Source organism: Bacillus sp. SW14, from assembly GCF_047608225.1.
GTDB classification, from domain to species: domain Bacteria; phylum Bacillota; class Bacilli; order Bacillales; family Bacillaceae; genus Bacillus; species Bacillus subtilis_G.
Genome location: NZ_JBLKRW010000001.1, coordinates 3263982 through 3282703, shown reverse-complemented (window position 1 = coordinate 3282703; position 18722 = coordinate 3263982). Strand labels below are relative to the sequence as shown.

General features: G+C 43.9%; 18 protein-coding genes. 12 read left to right on the top strand and 6 right to left on the bottom strand.

Annotation, left to right across the window (positions count from 1 at the left end; translation table 11 throughout):
• Positions 1-49: 49 nt before the first annotated feature.
• On the top strand, positions 50-1441 hold the full coding sequence (gene tcyP / locus ACMX2I_RS16930) for an L-cystine transporter TcyP (protein WP_087993724.1): 1392 nt from the start codon (positions 50-52) through the stop codon (positions 1439-1441).
• 248 nt (positions 1442-1689) lie between these two features.
• Here the strand turns inward: tcyP and ACMX2I_RS16925 are convergent, their stop codons facing one another.
• From ACMX2I_RS16925 to ACMX2I_RS16915, 3 genes are all read right to left on the bottom strand, one after another.
• Entirely contained in the window at positions 1690-2259 is a 570-nt protein-coding gene (locus ACMX2I_RS16925; RefSeq protein WP_414957597.1) for a DUF2812 domain-containing protein, read from the bottom strand.
• Complete coding sequence (locus ACMX2I_RS16920) at positions 2234-2563, bottom strand: PadR family transcriptional regulator (protein WP_289346766.1); 330 nt, start codon at positions 2561-2563, stop codon at positions 2234-2236. The genes ACMX2I_RS16925 and ACMX2I_RS16920 overlap by 26 nt, the downstream gene beginning before the upstream one ends.
• 608 nt (positions 2564-3171) lie before the next feature.
• Positions 3172-3612, bottom strand: a complete 441-nt coding sequence (locus ACMX2I_RS16915; protein WP_394716922.1) for a hypothetical protein — start codon at positions 3610-3612, stop codon at positions 3172-3174.
• A 149-nt stretch (positions 3613-3761) separates the two neighbouring features.
• On the opposite strand from ACMX2I_RS16915, the gene ACMX2I_RS16910 reads away from it, so the two are divergent.
• Positions 3762-4340, top strand: a complete 579-nt coding sequence (locus ACMX2I_RS16910; RefSeq protein WP_394716923.1) for a YhcN/YlaJ family sporulation lipoprotein — start codon at positions 3762-3764, stop codon at positions 4338-4340.
• Between the two features lie 122 nt (positions 4341-4462).
• Positions 4463-5431 carry a hypothetical protein gene (locus ACMX2I_RS16905; RefSeq protein WP_414957595.1) on the top strand — a complete coding sequence of 323 codons (969 nt, stop codon included), beginning with the start codon at positions 4463-4465 and terminating at the stop codon, positions 5429-5431.
• On the opposite strand, the gene ACMX2I_RS16900 is transcribed toward ACMX2I_RS16905, so the two are convergent.
• Positions 5363-6016 (bottom strand): spore coat protein, encoded by a 654-nt coding sequence (locus ACMX2I_RS16900; protein WP_148964385.1) that lies wholly within the window; start codon positions 6014-6016, stop codon positions 5363-5365. The genes ACMX2I_RS16905 and ACMX2I_RS16900 overlap by 69 nt on opposite strands.
• Before the next feature lie 82 nt (positions 6017-6098).
• Here ACMX2I_RS16900 and ACMX2I_RS16895 point away from each other — a divergent pair, with 82 nt between their 5' ends.
• On the top strand, positions 6099-9719 hold the full coding sequence (locus ACMX2I_RS16895; protein WP_414957594.1) for a 5'-nucleotidase C-terminal domain-containing protein: 3621 nt from the start codon (positions 6099-6101) through the stop codon (positions 9717-9719).
• On the top strand, positions 9716-10312 hold the full coding sequence (srtA, locus tag ACMX2I_RS16890; RefSeq protein WP_414957592.1) for a sortase SrtA: 597 nt from the start codon (positions 9716-9718) through the stop codon (positions 10310-10312). Before ACMX2I_RS16895 ends, srtA begins: the two co-directional genes overlap by 4 nt.
• Before the next feature lie 29 nt (positions 10313-10341).
• On the opposite strand, the gene ACMX2I_RS16885 is transcribed toward srtA, so the two are convergent.
• Positions 10342-11250, bottom strand: a complete 909-nt coding sequence (locus ACMX2I_RS16885; protein WP_414957590.1) for an RluA family pseudouridine synthase — start codon at positions 11248-11250, stop codon at positions 10342-10344.
• Positions 11251-11359: 109 nt separating this feature from the next.
• Between ACMX2I_RS16885 and ACMX2I_RS16880 the strand changes: the two genes are divergently transcribed.
• From ACMX2I_RS16880 to ACMX2I_RS16865, 4 genes are all read left to right on the top strand, one after another.
• The gene (locus tag ACMX2I_RS16880; RefSeq protein WP_087993732.1) at positions 11360-11755 is read left to right on the top strand and encodes a YhcU family protein; all 396 of its coding nucleotides are present in this window, start codon (positions 11360-11362) and stop codon (positions 11753-11755) included.
• A gap of 137 nt (positions 11756-11892) precedes the next feature.
• Positions 11893-12315: a CBS domain-containing protein gene (locus ACMX2I_RS16875; RefSeq protein ID WP_394716930.1), complete on the top strand. Its 423-nt coding sequence runs from the start codon at positions 11893-11895 to the stop codon at positions 12313-12315.
• Between the two features lie 121 nt (positions 12316-12436).
• Positions 12437-13099, top strand: a complete 663-nt coding sequence (locus ACMX2I_RS16870; protein ID WP_414957589.1) for an HAD family hydrolase — start codon at positions 12437-12439, stop codon at positions 13097-13099.
• A gap of 15 nt (positions 13100-13114) precedes the next feature.
• Positions 13115-14656: a GNAT family N-acetyltransferase gene (locus tag ACMX2I_RS16865; protein WP_414957587.1), complete on the top strand. Its 1542-nt coding sequence runs from the start codon at positions 13115-13117 to the stop codon at positions 14654-14656.
• 96 nt (positions 14657-14752) lie between these two features.
• Here ACMX2I_RS16865 and ACMX2I_RS16860 read toward each other — a convergent pair whose 3' ends face one another.
• Entirely contained in the window at positions 14753-15259 is a 507-nt protein-coding gene (locus tag ACMX2I_RS16860) for a MepB family protein (RefSeq protein WP_414957585.1), read from the bottom strand.
• A gap of 486 nt (positions 15260-15745) precedes the next feature.
• On the opposite strand from ACMX2I_RS16860, the gene ACMX2I_RS16855 reads away from it, so the two are divergent.
• The 3 genes from ACMX2I_RS16855 (at position 15746) to glpF (ending at position 18706) form a co-directional block, all read left to right on the top strand.
• A complete protein-coding gene (locus ACMX2I_RS16855) occupies positions 15746-17098 on the top strand; it encodes an aspartate aminotransferase family protein (RefSeq protein ID WP_414958347.1) in 1353 nt (450 codons plus the stop codon).
• Between the two features lie 27 nt (positions 17099-17125).
• The gene (gene glpP / locus ACMX2I_RS16850) at positions 17126-17704 is read left to right on the top strand and encodes a glycerol uptake operon antiterminator GlpP (protein WP_414957584.1); all 579 of its coding nucleotides are present in this window, start codon (positions 17126-17128) and stop codon (positions 17702-17704) included.
• Between the two features lie 177 nt (positions 17705-17881).
• The gene (gene glpF, locus ACMX2I_RS16845) at positions 17882-18706 is read left to right on the top strand and encodes a glycerol uptake facilitator protein GlpF (protein ID WP_394716936.1); all 825 of its coding nucleotides are present in this window, start codon (positions 17882-17884) and stop codon (positions 18704-18706) included.
• The last annotated feature ends 16 nt before the right edge of the window (positions 18707-18722 follow it).

Below are 18722 nucleotides of genomic sequence, written 5' to 3'. Positions count from 1 at the left end.
TTAGTGTAATATAGTAAAAAAGAAAATTTGAAGGGAGAGTTTACCTGCTTTGGAGACTTTACTAGTCGTATTACACGTATTTATTTTATTGTTACTTATCTTAGGGCTTTTTGCTATGCAGAAAAAACACGTTTCCTTCTCCAAACGTGTATTTACTGCGCTGGGGCTGGGGATTGTATTCGGATTTGCGCTTCAGCTGATTTACGGCCCGACTTCAAATATAGTCATTCAAACAGCCGACTGGTTTAATATTGCCGGGGGCGGATATGTCAAATTGCTTCAAATGGTTGTTATGCCGCTCGTCTTTATTTCAATTCTCGGTGCATTTACAAAGCTGAAGCTGACAAAAAATCTTGGGAAAATCAGCGGTTTAATTATCGGGATTTTAGTTGCAACAACAGCTGTAGCTGCAGCTGTCGGTATTGCGTCCGCGCTCTCTTTTGATTTGCAGGCGATCCAAGTAGACCAAGGAGATACTGAACTTTCACGGGGGCAGGAGCTTGAGCAGAAATCAGAGGATATGGCAGCGAAAACATTGCCGCAGCAGATTGTTGAACTGCTGCCGGGAAACCCGTTTTTAGATTTTACAGGAGCTAGACCGACTTCAACGATCGCTGTCGTTATTTTTGCTGCTTTCCTTGGAATGGCATTCCTCGGCGTAAAACGTAAACAGCCGGAACAGGCAGAAACATTTAAAAAGCTGGTTGATGCCGTTTATGCCATTGTCATGCGTGTCGTCACCCTCATTTTGCGCCTGACGCCTTATGGAGTGTTGGCGATTATGACCAAAACGATCGCGACGAGTGATATTGACAGCATTTTAAAACTAGGTATGTTTGTAATTGCTTCGTATGCCGCGTTAATCGCAATGTTTATCATTCATTTGCTGATGCTGACGCTCAGCGGCTTGAACCCGATCGTTTATTTGAAAAAAGCGCTCCCTGTACTTATATTTGCATTTACATCACGATCCAGCGCGGGTGCTTTGCCGCTGAATATTAAAACACAGAGAAGCTTGGGTGTGTCGGAAGGAATCGCTAACTTTGCAGGTTCGTTCGGTCTTTCGATTGGCCAAAATGGATGCGCCGGCATTTATCCTGCGATGCTGGCGATGATGATTGCCCCGACGATCGGCCAGAATCCGTTTGATCCGGTGTTTCTCATCACAGTTATCGCAGTCGTTGCCATCAGCTCCTTCGGTGTTGCCGGAGTTGGCGGCGGAGCGACATTCGCGGCGCTTCTTGTTTTATCATCATTAAATATGCCTGTCGCGCTCGCCGGTTTATTAATCTCAATCGAACCGTTAATCGACATGGGGCGTACTGCTCTGAATGTCAGCGGCAGCATGACATCAGGTCTTATTACAAGTAAGATCACAAAGGAAATTGATTCAAATGTATTCAATGATCAATCCAGAGTGATTGAAGCTGAAGAAGCGTAACAGCGTGTAACCCGCTTCGTTTTGATGTTCATTTCAATAAAAGAACCCATGAACCCTGTAATGTAAAGGGTTCATGGGTTCTTTTTTATGCTTTTATTCCACTGTGCAAATGTAACTGGGTTCAGAAGGATTTCCTCTTGAACATGATCAAGACATTCTTGAAGAGGCTTTCGGCGATATGTTGTGATTTCTAAATTTCGGCCACGAATGAAAGAAAAGCGCCTGACTGTGGTAAATACATGGCCTCATTATTTTTCTTTTAACATTGAATACTTTCGATACGCTTTATAGAAACTGATGGCAAAGAAAGCAAACATAAGGGCGGGAAGCGACCTCAAAAGAGCAAATGGAGTTTCAAATAAAAATGCTTTACAAAACCATGCACCTTTCATACTCCAAAGACCTTCAGTTAAATATAAACCTGAATCCTTGTAAATCATATAAGAAAAAAACAAACACAGTAAACCGAAACCAGAAGAATAATTTATCAATCTTTTATAATAGTGACACTTTGATTGGCGATCCGAGAAGATTTCATTTTGACCATCATCCTCTTTTTGCCAATATCGTATTCCACTAAGCCAGGAGCCATTTATATACATCCAACCGAAATCCTCATATATCCCTTTGTATTCGACCAACTTTTTCTTAGGCAAATAATCTTGACAATCCAGTCGCATCACATAGCTCTTGTCAGTTTTTTCGAAAGTGTATATGCCTAATCCATTAATATTGGTACAACGATAACCCTTTTGTAATTGCTCGTTCAGCCATTGCTCCTCTTTTTCAATATCAATAAACATCTTCATTTTCTTCATTCGATTCACTTCCTTCGTACAGGGATAAAATATGCAATAACCTGTTTTGTTCCATTTTCAAAATGGTGCTTCCTTCCGCAGTGATCATATAAACTTTTCTCCGGCCTGACTCTCCAACAGGTTCAATCCAACCATGCTTATTCAAGTTTTCAATCGCGCCGTATAGTGTACCGGCTGCTAACATAACAGTCCCGTTACTTATCTTTTCTATTTTCTGCATTACGGCATAGCCATGGAGTGGTTCACGCAGAGCTAATAAAATATAATGCATCGTTTCAGACAACGGTAATAATTTATGTTTCATACCCTCACCCTTTCTTCAGTTCAACTGTATAGTTCAACTTAATAACAACATAATACAGTTCAACTGAATAGTCAATACATTTTCAAAAAGTAAAAAGCTTGATAATAAGGGGGGATTCAATCTAAAAAGTCGCTTTCCTTACGTAAGGGAAAGCGACTTTTTGTATGAATTATTTAGCGGGCATATGTATATTTTGATTCAATGAAAATGAATGAACATTTAGAATGCGATTGAAGTGCGCAGTTTTTCATCAGAAACAGGCCTTCCAACGTCAAGTGAATATGATATGTTGAGTGTTGAAGCAAGAAACAACATAAAAAGGGACAGATTATTAATGAAACTCAGACGGATTATATCGGCAGTAACATTGTTAACTAGTGTTCTTGCTTCACCTTTTGATGTGGGGAGTAACATGAGTCGATAAAGATTGCTTTGGCTTCAGTGGCAGCATAAATAAAAAATCCTTCAAACGTTCATTCACGCAAGAAGGATTTTTTAATGCTACCAATTGTACTCCAAAACAGGCAGAAAAATAAAAAACAAGAAAATTGAAAAGCAAAATTAACCATTTGAACCATTGTGCAATCCATCTTGGATGACACGTTTTTTTAACGGCCGGGTTCTAAGTCCTCCAGGATTCCCATCATGGTGTTATCATCCATAACGTTCATTGCGCTTTGGTCGAAATGAACGGGTTCAGCATAATGAGACTGTCTTTTTTTCGCAGCTGACTCGGTTTGACTCTTTTGAGACTGTGTGTGCTGGTGCTGTGTTTTTTGCTGTTCGGCATGCTGATGCTGCCGGCCATTTTGCTGCTGGCTTTGATGTTGTGAACGTTCCTGTTTATCGCCGCCGCCCAATACTTGTTTGACCATGTTTCCTACATTAGAAGCATCAAACATCTTATTATCAGAATTCCGTCTGTTCATTTGTCCTGTGATAAACCCGCTGAATCTTTTACGGATCTGAGGCGATAAAGCAGCAATAAGCATAGTTGAGCCTATCACCAATGCTGCGGGACTGATTCCTTTTCGCTGATTGAACAACATAATCCCTCCTTCTTAGTGTATTCATATTTTCCCCCTCATTAGACAAATTAACCGTTTTATTTCCCGGGAAAGCATTTCCTTCAGATTTACATGCATATTTAAAGCGATTTAGAAAAACCTATAGGTAAAGTGATAAAGGAGGAATTCACATGCTTGGAAAAAAACAAGTCCTTGCGTCCATGCTTCTTGTCCCTTTGCTTATGACTGGCTGCGGTATGGCCAATCAGGGTGAGGGCAGACGTGATAATGCAAATCCAGAAAACGTTAATTACCGCAATCCAGTGAACGATAACGGCAGAGGAAATATTAACGACGTCAATAACAATCGTGACAATGTCGATAATAATGTAACAGACAATGTTAACGACAACGGCAATAACAATGGTAATGAGAATCAACAATTAGAAGTTGCTGACGATGCTGCTGATAAAATTTCTGATATGAAAGAAGTAGAGCAAGCAAATGTCATCGTTGCAGGAAATCAAGCGTATGTTGCAGTTGTATTGAAAAATGGAAAAGAAGATGTTGGACAGGATCTGAAAAAGAAAATTTCCGATAAAGTAAAAGACACTGATAAAAATATGGATAATGTTTATGTTTCTGCCAATCCAGACTTTGCTGACCGAATGCAGGGATATGGCGATCGGATTCAAAATGGCGATCCGGTTGCAGGATTCTTCGATGAATTCAGTGAAACTGTACAGCGTATATTCCCGCAAGCCGAATAAGGATGAAGAAAGCAGCCGCACAATTTGTGCGGCTTTTTTGGCGTTAATGGCACACCGCAAACTCTTGCTGCATAGAGTGAAAATAAAAGGTACAAGACGGACCGGCTCAGGGAGGGAGACGTTTGCGGGGTGGCATAGAAAAGCGTGCGGCATCCGCTCTATTCCTGTGCGGAGTCCTTGTGATGTTGGCTGTAAGCTCGGCCATCGTATCCAGCACGTTGTATATCCTGTCTTTGCCAGGGCAGGCATCTGGTATAACGAAAGAACAAGTGACGAAGCACATGAAGAAAGAGTCATTCAAACAAGCCGATATTTATTACACTTCCAAGGAAAAGTCCATACTGCCATTAACGAAAGAAACGCTTGAATATGCGGTCAGTATTAATCAGATAATGATTGGATATTCGAATCAAAAGCCTGTTGATATTATTTTTTTTCCTAATGAAAAGCAGATGGAGGATTACTCAGGTTTATTGGATGTCGTTGGTTTTTATTCTGAACGGGAGCAGCTGATCGGTTTGTTGCCTGAAGAAAAAAAGAAGCTTTTAGAAGGTGACGAGGTAGCGGTTTATTTGTATCAGAGATTGTTGATTCATGAATATACGCACCATGCGTTTCACCAGAAATTGAAGGAGCTTGAGGCAGATCCTGCTGAGTTTCCATTATGGTTTCATGAAGGGTTAAGCGAGTGGATCGCGAACTATGAATTGCTCATAGATCCGGTCACGTTTTCTGTCGTGCCCTTTGACCGTTTGCAGACAGATCAAGACTGGCAGGAAGCACGAGTCGAATATGACACTGATGTCTATTTGCAAAGCTTTTATATGATCAATGAGCTGACGGACAAATACGGGGAAGACATTATCTCAAAAATGATAAAGGAAACGGCAAAGAAAGGAGACTTTACAGAAGGATTTAAATCGGCAACAAAGGAAAGTCTTGATCAATTTGAAAAAGCTTTTAAGAAAACATTTGATGAAAAAAGTGAGGCATTGGATAAATTATATCCAATGCCTTTGTTATTAATGAAGTCCTTGTTGGCCCATACCGCCTTGAGTTGGAGGCATTTGTCCTTGTGCCGGAGCAAATGAATTTTTCATTTGTTCCATGTCCTGCGCATCTAGCTGAGGAACTTGGTAATAGCCGTGTTTGTTTTGGTATAGGAAAATTTCGAAAGCCATTTCAACATACTGTTGAATCTGCGCCGACAATACGCGTCTTACGGCTGGATTTGTCATTTCCAGAGAAGCCATCGTCAGCATAGAAGCTTGTGCTTTAACAGTGCAAAGCATTTGTCGGCTGATAATGCTGTCATCAATATCATTCATGGATTGAACAGGTTTTTTAGGCTGTGACGGCTGCATGCCGTAAACAGTCTGATTGTCTTCCTTCATCATATAAGTTGCTGTTTTTTGTGAAGGCTCGTTTCCTGTTTTAAAGCATTCAGCAGTTAAGTTATATTGAGACGCAATGAATTGATGTTGTCGATCAAGGATGTTTACTAATTCCTGATCCTTACAAAATTGTTTCAGCATCGTAAACTGGTCAAGGACATTAAGTGTTCCTGAAAGCACCTCATGCATATCAAACATTTCATGTCCGCCGTGGTTTTTATGCGGTTTGCCAGGGATGCCTTTGTTCATTTGGGATTGCTGCTGCTGATTTAACTGATCCAAACCGAATTCCTCCTTTTTTTTCAGATCAGCTGTATTTTGTATCAGTCTGCCGCGTTTTATGCAGAAGCCTGAAAGGAATTATATGGTGCCTGTCGAAATGATAAGCTGTAATGTGTTTATTAAGGGAGGAAAAATGATGAGGCGTATTCTGCATATAGTGTTAGTCGCGGCATTGATGTTCTTAAATGTGATGTACACGTGCGAAGCTGTAAAGGCGGCTGATCCGCAACATCCGATATCGGTTGATATGGCGATACAGCAAAAAGAAGGACAGGCGTTTGTTGAAGGATATGCTGTCGGCCAGGCTGTTTCTCCGCAGCGGTATAAACTGACAAGCCCTTTTTCAAATGATTATCATGTTGCGCTGGCGGACAGTAAAAACGAGGCATCGCCGGAACACATCCTTCCTGTGCAAATCCCCTCCGACTTTAGGAGCCGATTTGGGCTGCAAACTAATCCGCTTCTTCTTGGAAAAAAGATAACTGTTCAAGGACAGCTTGAAGAATACTTTAACACGACAGGACTTAAGAACGTTCAGTCGATGAACTTAACTGATGACATGAAAACACCGCCGGCTGAACAGCTGGTGACGATAAATGAAGCGCGGGGACGGCTGAATAAAGAAGTAACAATAAAAGGGATCGTCACTGCTGATCAAAGCGCGGTCGGAGGCGGGAAGCTGTCGACCTTTATGCAGGATGAAACTGGAGGCATTAACATTTATTCGTCTTCCCCTGAACTGTTTCCCGAGTTAAAAGAAGGCATGGATATCACGGTAAAAGGAAAAATCACGACATACCAAGGGCTGACAGAAATCGTTCCAAACTCATCAGGCATCAAAATCAACCAGTCAAACCAATCTCTCCCCGCTCCTATACATTCAACAATCAATGAACTGGTTAACAGCAGTCTGGGTGACCAGTTGGAAGGCCGGCTTGTGACACTAAAAGCGTTTGTTTCCTCAATTCCACATTCTCCTGCCGGCGGTGGTTACAATGTAACGATGATTGATGGGGATCACCATGCTATGACACTTCGGGTGATGAATGAAACAGGGGCCATAGGCGAACTTGATGAGGGCAAATGGTATGAATTTACCGGGGTGTTAAGCAGGTACCAATCCCTTCAGCTGCTTCCGCGAAAATCGTCTGACCTGAAATTGCTCAAAGAACAGCCAGCTCCTCCGTCTGCGGCGGAGGGTGAATATGAAGGTATTGTGGATCGGGTTGTTGACGGTGATACCATTCATCTCAAATCTCCCATACTTGGAACGACAAAAGTCCGGTTTGTGAATGTAGATACACCTGAAACGTATCACACACCAAAAAATGAAGCGGACGAAAATCAATTAAGCTTTGGCAAAAAAGCATCTGACTATCTAAAAACAATTTTGTCTTCAGGAGAGAGGATTACTGTCAAGGTCGGGAGTGAAGCGAAGGACAGCTATGGCAGACTTCTTGGGCAGGTCATAACGGAATCGGGTTCCAATGTGAACCTAGAGCTTGTGAAAAATGGCTATGCTCCGACGTATTTTATTTGGCCGGTAGACAATGAAGAGGATTATCAGCAGTTTCAGGCTGCCGCAGCCGCTGCGAAAAAAGCACAAAAAGGAATATGGAATGAAAACGATCCCCTCATGGAAATGCCTTTTGAATTTAGAGCCAGAGAGCAAGGGAAAGGCCTGACAAGATATGTGGGAGATTCGTCAAATAAAACGTATGTGGAGCCAGCTGAATGGAAACAGGTAGCTGTGGAAAATAGAATTTTCTTCGCCTCTGCAAGTGAAGCGGAAAACGCAGGATATAAAAAAAGGCAAACGGCACCGGAACAACATGTGCCGCTTAGCATTCTCAGTATGAACGATTTGCATGGCAAGATTGATCAGCAGTATGAGCTAGATCTTGATGGAAACGGAACTGCAGACGGCGTCTTTGGGCGCATGGACTATGCCGCCGCATATTTGAAAGAAAAAAAGGCTGAAAAGAAAAACACGCTGATTGTTCACGCTGGAGATATGATCGGAGGCAGCTCTCCAGTTTCATCTCTTCTACAAGATGAGCCAACTGTAGAATTGATGGAGGATATCGGATTTGATGTCGGAACGGTCGGCAATCATGAGTTCGATGAAGGTGCGGATGAACTGCTGAGGATTTTAAACGGCGGAGATCACCCGAAAGGCACAAGCGGATATGATGGACAGAACTTTCCCCTTGTGTGCGCAAATTGTAAGATGAAATCGACTGGAGAGCCCTTTTTGCCGGCATATGACATCATAAATGTGGAGGGCATACCGGTTGCTTTTATCGGGGTTGTCACACAGTCGGCAGCGGGTATGGTCATGCCTGAGGGAATAAAAAACATCGAATTTACCGATGAAGTGACAGCGGTGAATGAGGCGGCCGAAGAGCTGAAGAAAAAAGGCGTGAAGGCCATCGCGGTTCTCGCACATATGTCAGCTGAACAAAATGGCACTGCAATTACAGGTGAATCAGCAGATTTAGCAAACAAAACAGATTCTGAAATAGATGTGATTTTTGCAGCGCATAATCACAAGATTGTTAACGGCGAAGTGAACGGAAAACTGATCGTTCAGGCTTTTGAATATGGAAAAGCGATAGGTGTTGTTGATGTAGAGATCGATAAAACGACAAAAGACATTGTGAAAAAGTCGGCGGAAATCGAATATGTCGATCAGAGTAAAATAGAACCGGATCCAAGCGCCTCAGCTATTTTAAATCAATATCAAACACTAGCCGAACCGATTATCAGTGAGGTTGTCGGTGAAGCGGCTATTGACATGGAAGGCGGTTATTCGAATGACGGGGACACGCCACTTGGAAATCTGATTGCGGATGGCATGAGAGCGGCCATGAAAACAGATTTTGCCCTTATGAATGGCGGCGGAATACGGGAAGCGCTGAAGAAGGGCCCCATTACGTGGGGAGATCTTTACAATATCCAGCCTTTCGGTAATGTGTTAACGAAGCTTGAGATTAAGGGAAAAGATTTAAGAAAAATTATCAATGCGCAAATCTCGCCGGTTTTTGGGCCTGACTACAGCATCAGCGGTTTTACGTATACGTGGGATAAAGAAACCGGAAAAGCTGTCGAGATGAAAATGGCAGATGGCGCCGAGATTCAGCCTGATGCGACATACACACTGACCGTTAATAATTTTATGGCGACGGCGACAGGGACCAAATATCAGCCAATCGGATCGCTTGGGAAAAATCCGGTGACAGGGCCCGAGGATTTGGACGCGACAGTTGAGTACGTGAAGAGCTTTGATAAACCGATTGCGTATACAAAAGAGGGAAGAATTAAGCTGGCTGAAGCCAGTGACATTGAAGACCCTGTAACAGAAGACCCGGGAAATGGACCGGGGACGGATCAGCCGGTTAAAGACGTCCCAGAGCCTGGTGAGGATCATTCTGATATAAAAGAGACTCCGGGTACTGTACCGGTTCATCAGCTTCCGCCTTCAGCCAGTTTGAGAATCGACGAAATACCGAAAAAAACCGCTGATACTGTGGGCGGTATCAGCACATTGCCAGTGCCAAACGGGATTGCCGAAAGCGGGTCTGATCATCAGCTTCCGGATACATCAGCGGGCTACTATAACTTTATCGTGATCGGTGCGGCGGCGGCACTGTCCGGAACTTATCTATATGTCAGAAGAAAAAGGAGCGCTTCCAGAACGTGAAAAAGGTTATTCCACTCGTCATCATTGCGGCCGGCCTAGTGATCGCAGGCTATGGAGGCCTTAAATTGATCGATACCAATATGAAGACCGAACAGACATTAAAAGAAGCGAAACTGGCGTCTGAAAAGCCGCGGGTAGCTTCGCGCGAGAAGAAAAGCGCTGTTCAAGCAGAGAACAAAGTTTCATTTAAGCCTGAGACCGGACAAGCGAGCGGCATCTTAGAAATACCGAAAATCAACGCAGAGCTTCCGATCGTGGAGGGCACAGATGCAGATGATTTAGAAAAAGGTGTCGGGCATTACAAGGACAGCTATTATCCTGATGAAAACGGGCAAATTGTACTGTCGGGACATCGTGATACCGTGTTTCGCCGGACGGGAGAGCTGGAAAAGGGGGACAGGCTTCGTATTTTCCTGTCATATGGCGATTTCACGTATGAAATAGTAAAAACAAAAATAGTCGATAAAGATGACACATCCATTATTACGCTCCAGCATGAAAAAGAGGAACTCATTCTGACGACCTGCTATCCGTTTTCATATATCGGCAATGCCCCGAAACGCTATATCATATATGGAAAACGGGTTACTTAAAAGCCGCGGGCGATGCCTGCGGCTTTTCTTCAGGAAAAATAAGAGTGGAAAAGGTTTTCTATATCAGCTGGGCAAGGCGCCTCGACAACAATCAGCTCGTCGGTTATTGGGTGAACCGCTTGTACCTTTCTGGCATGCAGCGCCTGTCTGTTTAGCAGCGTGCTTCCGCCTCCGTAAAGCGCATCTCCTGCCAGTGGATGGCCGATGCTCGCCATATGAGCACGAATTTGGTGTGTCCTGCCTGTTTCCAGCTCTAACTCAACGAGTGACAGCCGCTCCTTCGCATTGGCGGCAATCACCTTGAAATGAGTGACGGCTGCTTGCCCGCCTGGTGAAACCCGGCGTCTTGTCGGGTGTGATCTGTCTCTGCCGATCGGTGAATCAATTGTCCCTTTTTTTGTCTTTAGCTTTCCTTCAGCGATGGCGGTATACGTGCGTTTCAGCGTCTTTTTCTCTAACTGCTGATCCAAAATGGCGTGTGCCAAACGATGTTTGGCAAAAACGATGGCACCAGATGTATCCTGGTCAAGGCGGTGGACATGCCGCACCTTGCATGTTTCGCCATTCACCTGATAATGGTATGCGATCAAGTTAGCCAAAGTGCCGGTTTGGCCATCCTCATTCGGATGTGTCGCTATGCCCGCAGGTTTATTCACGATGAGCATGTGATTGTCCTCAAATAAAATATCAAGTTCTCCATATTCTGGAATAACGGAAGATTCTTCATTTTCCTGAAGATCAATGAACAGGCGGTCTCCCTTTTTTACGGTTATATTGTGTAAGACGGATTCGTGATTGACCTTTATCCGATGATGGGACACCCAGTCTTGAAGCACGGGTTTAGAGGCTTTGAGCGCTGTTTTCAGTACAGAAAACAGCCATTGGCCATCCTGTTTTTCATTGATGAGGAGCTCAAGCCCTCTGCCTTTTTGTTTCATGTCAAATGGCTCCTTTTCGAAGCGGAAGGCCGCGTTTCTCATAGGAAACACTTACCTTAGCATTCGGGTTTTTTTCTGTGCTATTCTTGATTAAGAGTTAGGATATTCGATGGCAAGAAAGGTGATTGACGTGAGAATTGTGAACGCAGCAACTGAAGAACAGGAGAGCTTTATCAAGGAGCTGTCAATGGAGCTTTTCCATGATGTATTTCCTCTTTATTTCTCCGAACTGGACATTCAGCGCTTTAAAAAGAAAGGCGTTCTGTCTTTAAATAACCATGATTACCAAGGAACATTAAAAGAAGCATTTCAAATTATGGCTTGTCTGCAAATGATACATATTATTCTGACAAAGCCTTCACCGCATGCTGATATAAGTAATCAGGCGATTTTTGAGAAAAACAGCAAGATGCTGAATGATTTTGGGATATATTTTCCGTTTGCTTTTTCTGACTTTCAAACGAAGACAAATAAAGACTTTTCCGGTCACAGAAGGCTGATATAATCCGGCGGCAGGAGCTTTTCCGTTTTCAGAAAAGCTCTTTTTTGCATCAAAGAAATCATATCATAAAACCTTTCCTCTAACTCCCTTTTTAATCAGCGCGTGTCTGAACATACTAATGGGTGAAAGGGGTGCTGACAATGAGTTCAGTTAAAAATACAATGACAACGCAGGTGGCAACCGTTTCTCCGAATCAAACGATTCAGGAAGCGGCTTCTCTCATGAACCAGTATAACGTCGGGGCGATTCCTGTTGTGGATCAAGGTGTTTTAAAAGGAATGCTGACTGACCGCGACATTGCATTAAGAACTACAGCTCACGGCCGAGATGGCCAGACACCCGTTTCAGAAGTGATGTCAACAGACCTCATATCAGGTAATCCCAATATGAGCCTGGAAGACGCGTCGCAGCTGATGGCCCAGCACCAAATCCGCCGCCTTCCTATTGTAGATCAAAACAATCTAGTCGGGATCGTTGCGCTTGGAGACCTGGCAGTCAATCAGATGTCGAACGAGTCTGCGGGAGCAGCGCTGACAAACATTTCTCATCAAAACATTCATTAATAAGAAAGAGCTTGCGGTGTGCAGGCTCTTTCTCACATTAACCCTTACTTTTTGAAAGCAGACACGTTTCGGGGTATAGTGTATACATATGTCTCAATTCGGACTAAAGGAGTTGTACGCAGTGATTAAAGCGTTAATTTTTGATTTTGACGGGCTTATTCTCGATACAGAAACACATGAATATGAAGTCCTTCAGGAAATATTTGAGGAACATGGCTCGGTCCTTCCGCTATCCGTCTGGGGAAAGGTCATCGGAACAGCCGCGGGATTTCAGCCTTTTGAATATTTAGAAGAGCAGATCGGCCAAAAGCTGAACCATGAAGAGCTGACAAAACTGAGAAGAGAGCGGTTTACGAAACGCATGGAAACAGAAAAAGCGAGACCGGGTGTCGAAGCGTATTTGAATGCGGCAAAGGATTTAGGCTTAAAAGTAGGCCTTGCCTCCAGCTCTGACTATAAATGGGTATCCGGCCATTTGAAGCAAATCGGCCTGTTTGATGATTTTGAGGTCATTCAAACGGCGGATGATGTGGAAGAGGTGAAGCCGAATCCCGAGCTGTATGTATTGGCGGCAAAGAACCTTGGGGTATCGCCATCTGAATGTCTAGCGTTCGAGGATTCTGTCAATGGTTCGATTGCTGCGAAAAGGGCGGGGATGAAGTGTGTCATCGTCCCGAATAAAGTGACCGGCACCTTGATGTTTGAAGACTATGATCACAGGCTTGAATCAATGGCGGAGATGGAGCTCGCCCTATTGCTTGATTCACTGAACGCACAACACTAAAAAGGAGCGAGTAAATTGTCTGAGAAATTAGATTTGAGCCGTTTTGAAAAGAAAATGGCCATTCGCAATATCGAAGAGAAAGATATCGACAAGATTATTGATCTTCAAAAGGACTGTTTTCCGGGGATGGACCCTTGGAAGCGGGAGCATTTAATCAGCCACTTGGAGCATTTTCCCGAAGGGCAGTTTTGTGCAGAATTCGAAGGTGAAATAATCGGTTCGTGCTCAAGCCTCCTGATTAATTTTGATGAATATGATGACCGCCATACGTGGCAGGACATTACAGATGACGGTTATATCACAAATCATAATCCTGATGGCTTGAATATGTACGGCATTGAGGTCATGGTTGATCCGGAATACAGACGAATGAAGATCGGCCACCGTTTGTATGAGGCGAGAAAGGACTTGGCCAGACGTTTAAATCTGAAAAGCATCATCATAGGCGGACGGATTCCGAACTTTCACAAATATGCGGATGAAATGACGGCGAGAGAGTATGTTGAGCAGGTGACACGCCACCAAATTTACGATCCGGTTCTTTCTTTTCAGCTGATGAATGGTTTTACCCTTATGCGGATTAACCCGAATTATCTTCCGGACGATACAGCTTCGATCAAGTATGCGACGCTGATGGAATGGAATAATGTCGATTATCTTCCTCAGCAGACAAAACGCTATTATAAATCGGCTTTCCCTGTGAGAATTTGTGTCATCCAATACGAAATGAAGAAAATTTATTCCTTTGAGGAATTTGCCAATCAAGTAGAATACTATGTCGATGTCGCTTCCGACGCGCGCTCAGATTTCGCGGTGTTCCCGGAGATTTTCACAACCCAGCTGATGTCTTTCCTCGAGGAACGGTCACCGAGCTTGGCGGTTCAGAGAATTACCGAGTATACAGAAGATTACATCAGCCTGTTTACTGATTTGGCCGTAAAGTACAACGTCAACATAATCGGCGGATCTCATTTTGTCGAAGAGGAAGACAAGATTTACAATATCGCTTACTTGTTCAGACGGGACGGAACGATCGAGAAGCAATACAAACTCCATATTACGCCGAATGAGCGCAAATGGTGGGGAATCAGCGCCGGAGACCAGGTGCGCGTGTTTGATACGGATTGCGGAAAAATCGCGATTCAAATCTGTTATGACATCGAATTTCCTGAGCTCGCCCGGATTGCGGCGGATAAAGGCGCAAAAATCATTTTTACGCCGTTTTGTACAGAAGACCGCCAAGGCTACTTGCGTGTCAGATACTGTTCGCAGGCAAGAGCGGTTGAAAATCAAATTTATACGGTCATCTCCGGGACGGTTGGAAACCTTCCGCAAACGGAAAATATGGATATCCAATACGCTCAGTCAGGCATTTTCGCACCATCTGATTTTGAATTCGCCAGAGACGGCATTGTCGGCGAAACAAATCCAAATATCGAGATGGTCGTCATCGGTGATGTTGATCTGGAAATTCTCAGAAGACAGCGCCAAAACGGTACAGTACGCCAGCTAAAAGACAGACGCCGTGATATTTATCATATTCAATATAAAAAATAATCCCAAAACCCGCCTGAATTGGCGGGTTTTTTATCATAAGCGGAATTGAAAAATCTGTTGCATTTTGAGGTTACCAGCCTACTCGGTTATCCGATTTTAGTTAGAATATAGCTTTAATAATTCTTGCACTGAAAAACGGTTTGTATTGTTCACCTCGACAAAATACGCTAACTGCCATTTTTGTGTTTCGCTAGCTTGTTTGCTAGTGGGGGTTTCCCATCTAGGGTAAACTCTAATTCCCATTTTTCCATTTGTAGTGGCTGTTTTTAAGATATTTTGTTTTACAAGAACTTCTTTTGGAAAAACGAATTGTCCAAACTTATTATCGGTAAACGTATTGATAACCAATAAATCAGTAGCTTTTTCATATGGAAAGGCCTGGTTTTTATTATCCCCATCTTTTTCCCAAAAAGCAACGAACTGCCCAATCTTGTTAGGTGTTATTTTTGCGACTCTAAATCTTACCGATTTTGAATGTATCTGAAATATACCCGCTCCGTAATCTGAATTTTGAGCTTCTTCACGAATCGCATTTATAGTGAAGTGATTTGGTTCATAAAACAATTTATTTACATATGTTAATGCCTTGTAAAATTCATTCACTGTTTTGTACTCCTTATTTTTAATACTACATCATCCAAAGCCTTCTTAAATAGAATAGGCGAGTCATCAAATATCGTCAAAGATGTTCTAGTTTTATCACGTTTCTTATTCTTGTTATTCTGCTCCGTTAGTTAAAGAAGAGCTAAGTATTTAGTCCCGCACCTTTAAAACGGTTGATCCAATGTGTTAGACGTGTGGGCAGTCAGTAACATTTGAATAGGGTATAAATCTTTCACAATGTCTTTCCCTCAATACATGTTATCGATAATGTTCTATTCCTTTTTCCTTTGCATTTTTTTATAGACTCTTCATGCACCTGTAACAAGAACAATCTGCCTGTTCTGCTGCGGTTGTTTTATTCTTTCCGCGGTTTATTGACTCGAACCCCGTCTGGCTTTATATTGAAGGCAGGGAAATCATCACCAAGACATCACATAAGAGAAGGTCTGTTTCAATTGAATTGGCACTTTAGTGAACGCTAATGAAATGGAGATGATGGGGATGGAAAACATTCAGCAATATCAGGGATTAAAGCAAAAAGATGAGCAATTTGTGTGGCATGCCATGAAGGGAGCGCATCAAGCGGACAGCCTGATTGCCCAAAAGGCGGAGGGGGCCTGGGTGACGGACATAGACGGACGCCGCTATTTGGATGCGATGTCGGGTTTGTGGTGCGTCAATATAGGTTACGGCAGAACGGAGCTTGCTGAGGCTGCCTATGAGCAATTAAAGGAGCTTCCATATTACCCGTTAACGCAAAGTCACGCACCGGCAATTCAACTGGCGGAAAAGCTGAATGAATGGCTCGGCGGCGATTATGTCATCTTTTTTTCCAACAGCGGATCGGAAGCAAACGAAACTGCTTTTAAAATCGCCCGCCAGTACCATCTGCAAAACGGCGGCCACAGCCGTTATAAATTCATCTCGAGATACAGGGCATACCACGGCAATACATTGGGAGCGCTTTCGGCTACCGGGCAGGCGCAGCGGAAATATAAATATGAGCCTTTAAGCCAAGGGTTCCTGCATGCAGCTCCGCCAGATGTATACCGGAACCCGGAGGATGCCGACACGCTTGAAAGCGCAAATGAAATTGACCGCATCATGACATGGGAGTTAAGCGAAACGATTGCCGGGGTCATCATGGAGCCCATCATTACAGGCGGAGGCATCTTAATGCCGCCGGACGGTTATATGAAAAAGGTGGAGGACATTTGCCGCCGCCATGGCGCTCTATTGATTTGCGATGAAGTCATTTGCGGGTTTGGACGGACAGGCGAGCCGTTCGGGTTTATGCATTACGGCGTGAAGCCTGATATCATTACGATGGCAAAGGGAATCACAAGCGCGTACCTGCCGTTGTCAGCGACCGCTGTTAAACGGGACATTTTCGAAGCGTATCAGGGGGAAGCGCCTTACGACCGTTTTCGCCATGTGAACACGTTCGGCGGAAGTCCCGCTGCCTGTGCGTTGGCGTTGAAAAACATGCAAATCATGGAGGACGAACAGCTGATTCAGCGATCCCGCGATCTTGGAGCAACGCTTTTGGGTGAGCTTCAAGCCTTAAGAGAACACCCGGCAGTCGGAGATGTGAGAGGAAAAGGGCTGCTGATCGGAATTGAGCTTGTCAAAGATCAATTGACAAAAGAACCGGCTGATGCAGACAAAGTAAACCAAGTGGTTGCGGCGTGTAAAGAAAAAGGGCTGATCATCGGCAAAAACGGCGATACAGTCGCCGGCTACAACAACGTCATCCAGCTCGCGCCGCCATTTTGCCTGACAGAAGAGGACCTTTCCTTTATCGTGAAAACGGTGAAAGAAAGCTTTCAGACGATTTAACATAAAAGTGAATGATTAAAGGAGCACATGATGAGTTTTCACAATCAGCCGATTTTACCGGCTATACGAAATATGAAACAATTTGATGAGTTTTTGAACAGTTCATTTTCCTACGGTGTTATTCTTGATATTCATCTCGGCCAGCTGAAGGGCGTGATCAGAGAAGCGCAAAAGCACGGAAAGAACATGATGGTGCACGTCGATCTTATTCAAGGGATCAAGCATGACGAATACGGAGCAGAGTTTATTTGCCAGGACATCAAGCCTGCCGGGATTATTTCAACAAGGTCAAGCGTGATTGCCAAAGCGAAGCAGAAGAAAATTTATGCGATTCAGCGCCTCTTTCTGCTTGATACAAGCGCGATGGAGAAAAGCATGGAGTTTGTCGGCAAGCATAAACCTGACTTCATTGAAGTGCTGCCAGGCATCGTTCCATCACTCATTCAAGAAATAAGAGAGAAAACGGGGATTCCTATCTTTGCCGGCGGTTTCATCCGTACGGAAGAGGATGTGGAACGGGCCTTGAAAGCGGGGGCTGTGGCCGTCACAACATCAAACACCAAATTATGGAAGAAGTATGAAAACTTTTTGACAGAAAGTGATTGACACCGCTTACATCAACTGATACAATTGCACTAGGTTAATACATTGTGATGGAGAACTCGGAGACCACAGCAGCTCTTTACGGTACATGTCTATGCACCAGTAAAGCGGTTTGTTGTGGTTTTTTTATTCTCTTCTTCTCTATCATACTGTTAATCGTGACTTTAGGAGGAATGTGCTATGACAGCATTTTGGGGAGAAGTCATCGGTACGATGCTGCTGATCATTTTTGGGGCAGGTGTTTGTGCAGGTGTCAATTTAAAGAAATCGCTTTCATTCCAGTCTGGCTGGATTGTTATTGTATTCGGGTGGGGATTGGGTGTTGCCATGGCGGCTTATGCGGTTGGCGGCATCAGCGGAGCCCATTTGAATCCGGCGTTAACGATAGCGCTTGCATTTGTTGGAGATTTTCCATGGAAAGAGGTTCCGCTTTATATTATGGCGCAAATGATCGGAGCGATCATCGGTGCGGTGATTATCTATCTGCATTACCTTCCGCATTGGAAGGCAACGGATGATCCCGCTGCCAAGCTGGGTGTTTTCTCAACCGGACCCAGCATTCCGCACACATTTTCAAACGTTTTAAGTGAAGTGATCGGGACATTTGTTCTTGTGCTTGGCATCTTGTCCATTGGGGCAAATCAATTTACAGAAGGGCTTAATCCTTTAATCGTCGGTTTTCTCATTGTGGCGATCGGTATCTCTCTTGGAGGCACCACCGGCTATGCGATTAATCCGGCCCGCGACTTAGGTCCGCGGATTGCCCACGCTTTTCTTCCGATTCCGGGGAAGGGCCCATCAAACTGGAAATACGCCTGGATACCGGTAGTCGGTCCCATTTTAGGCGGATCGTTCGGCGGCGTATTTTACAACGCTGCATTTAAAGGGCATATCACAAGCAGTTTCTGGATTGTAAGCGTTATATTGGTTGTGTTATTGTTAGGACTCTATGGCTATACGAAAACACATTCAGCTAAAACATTATCAAATTCAAAATATATTTAATCAAAGGGGAGACATC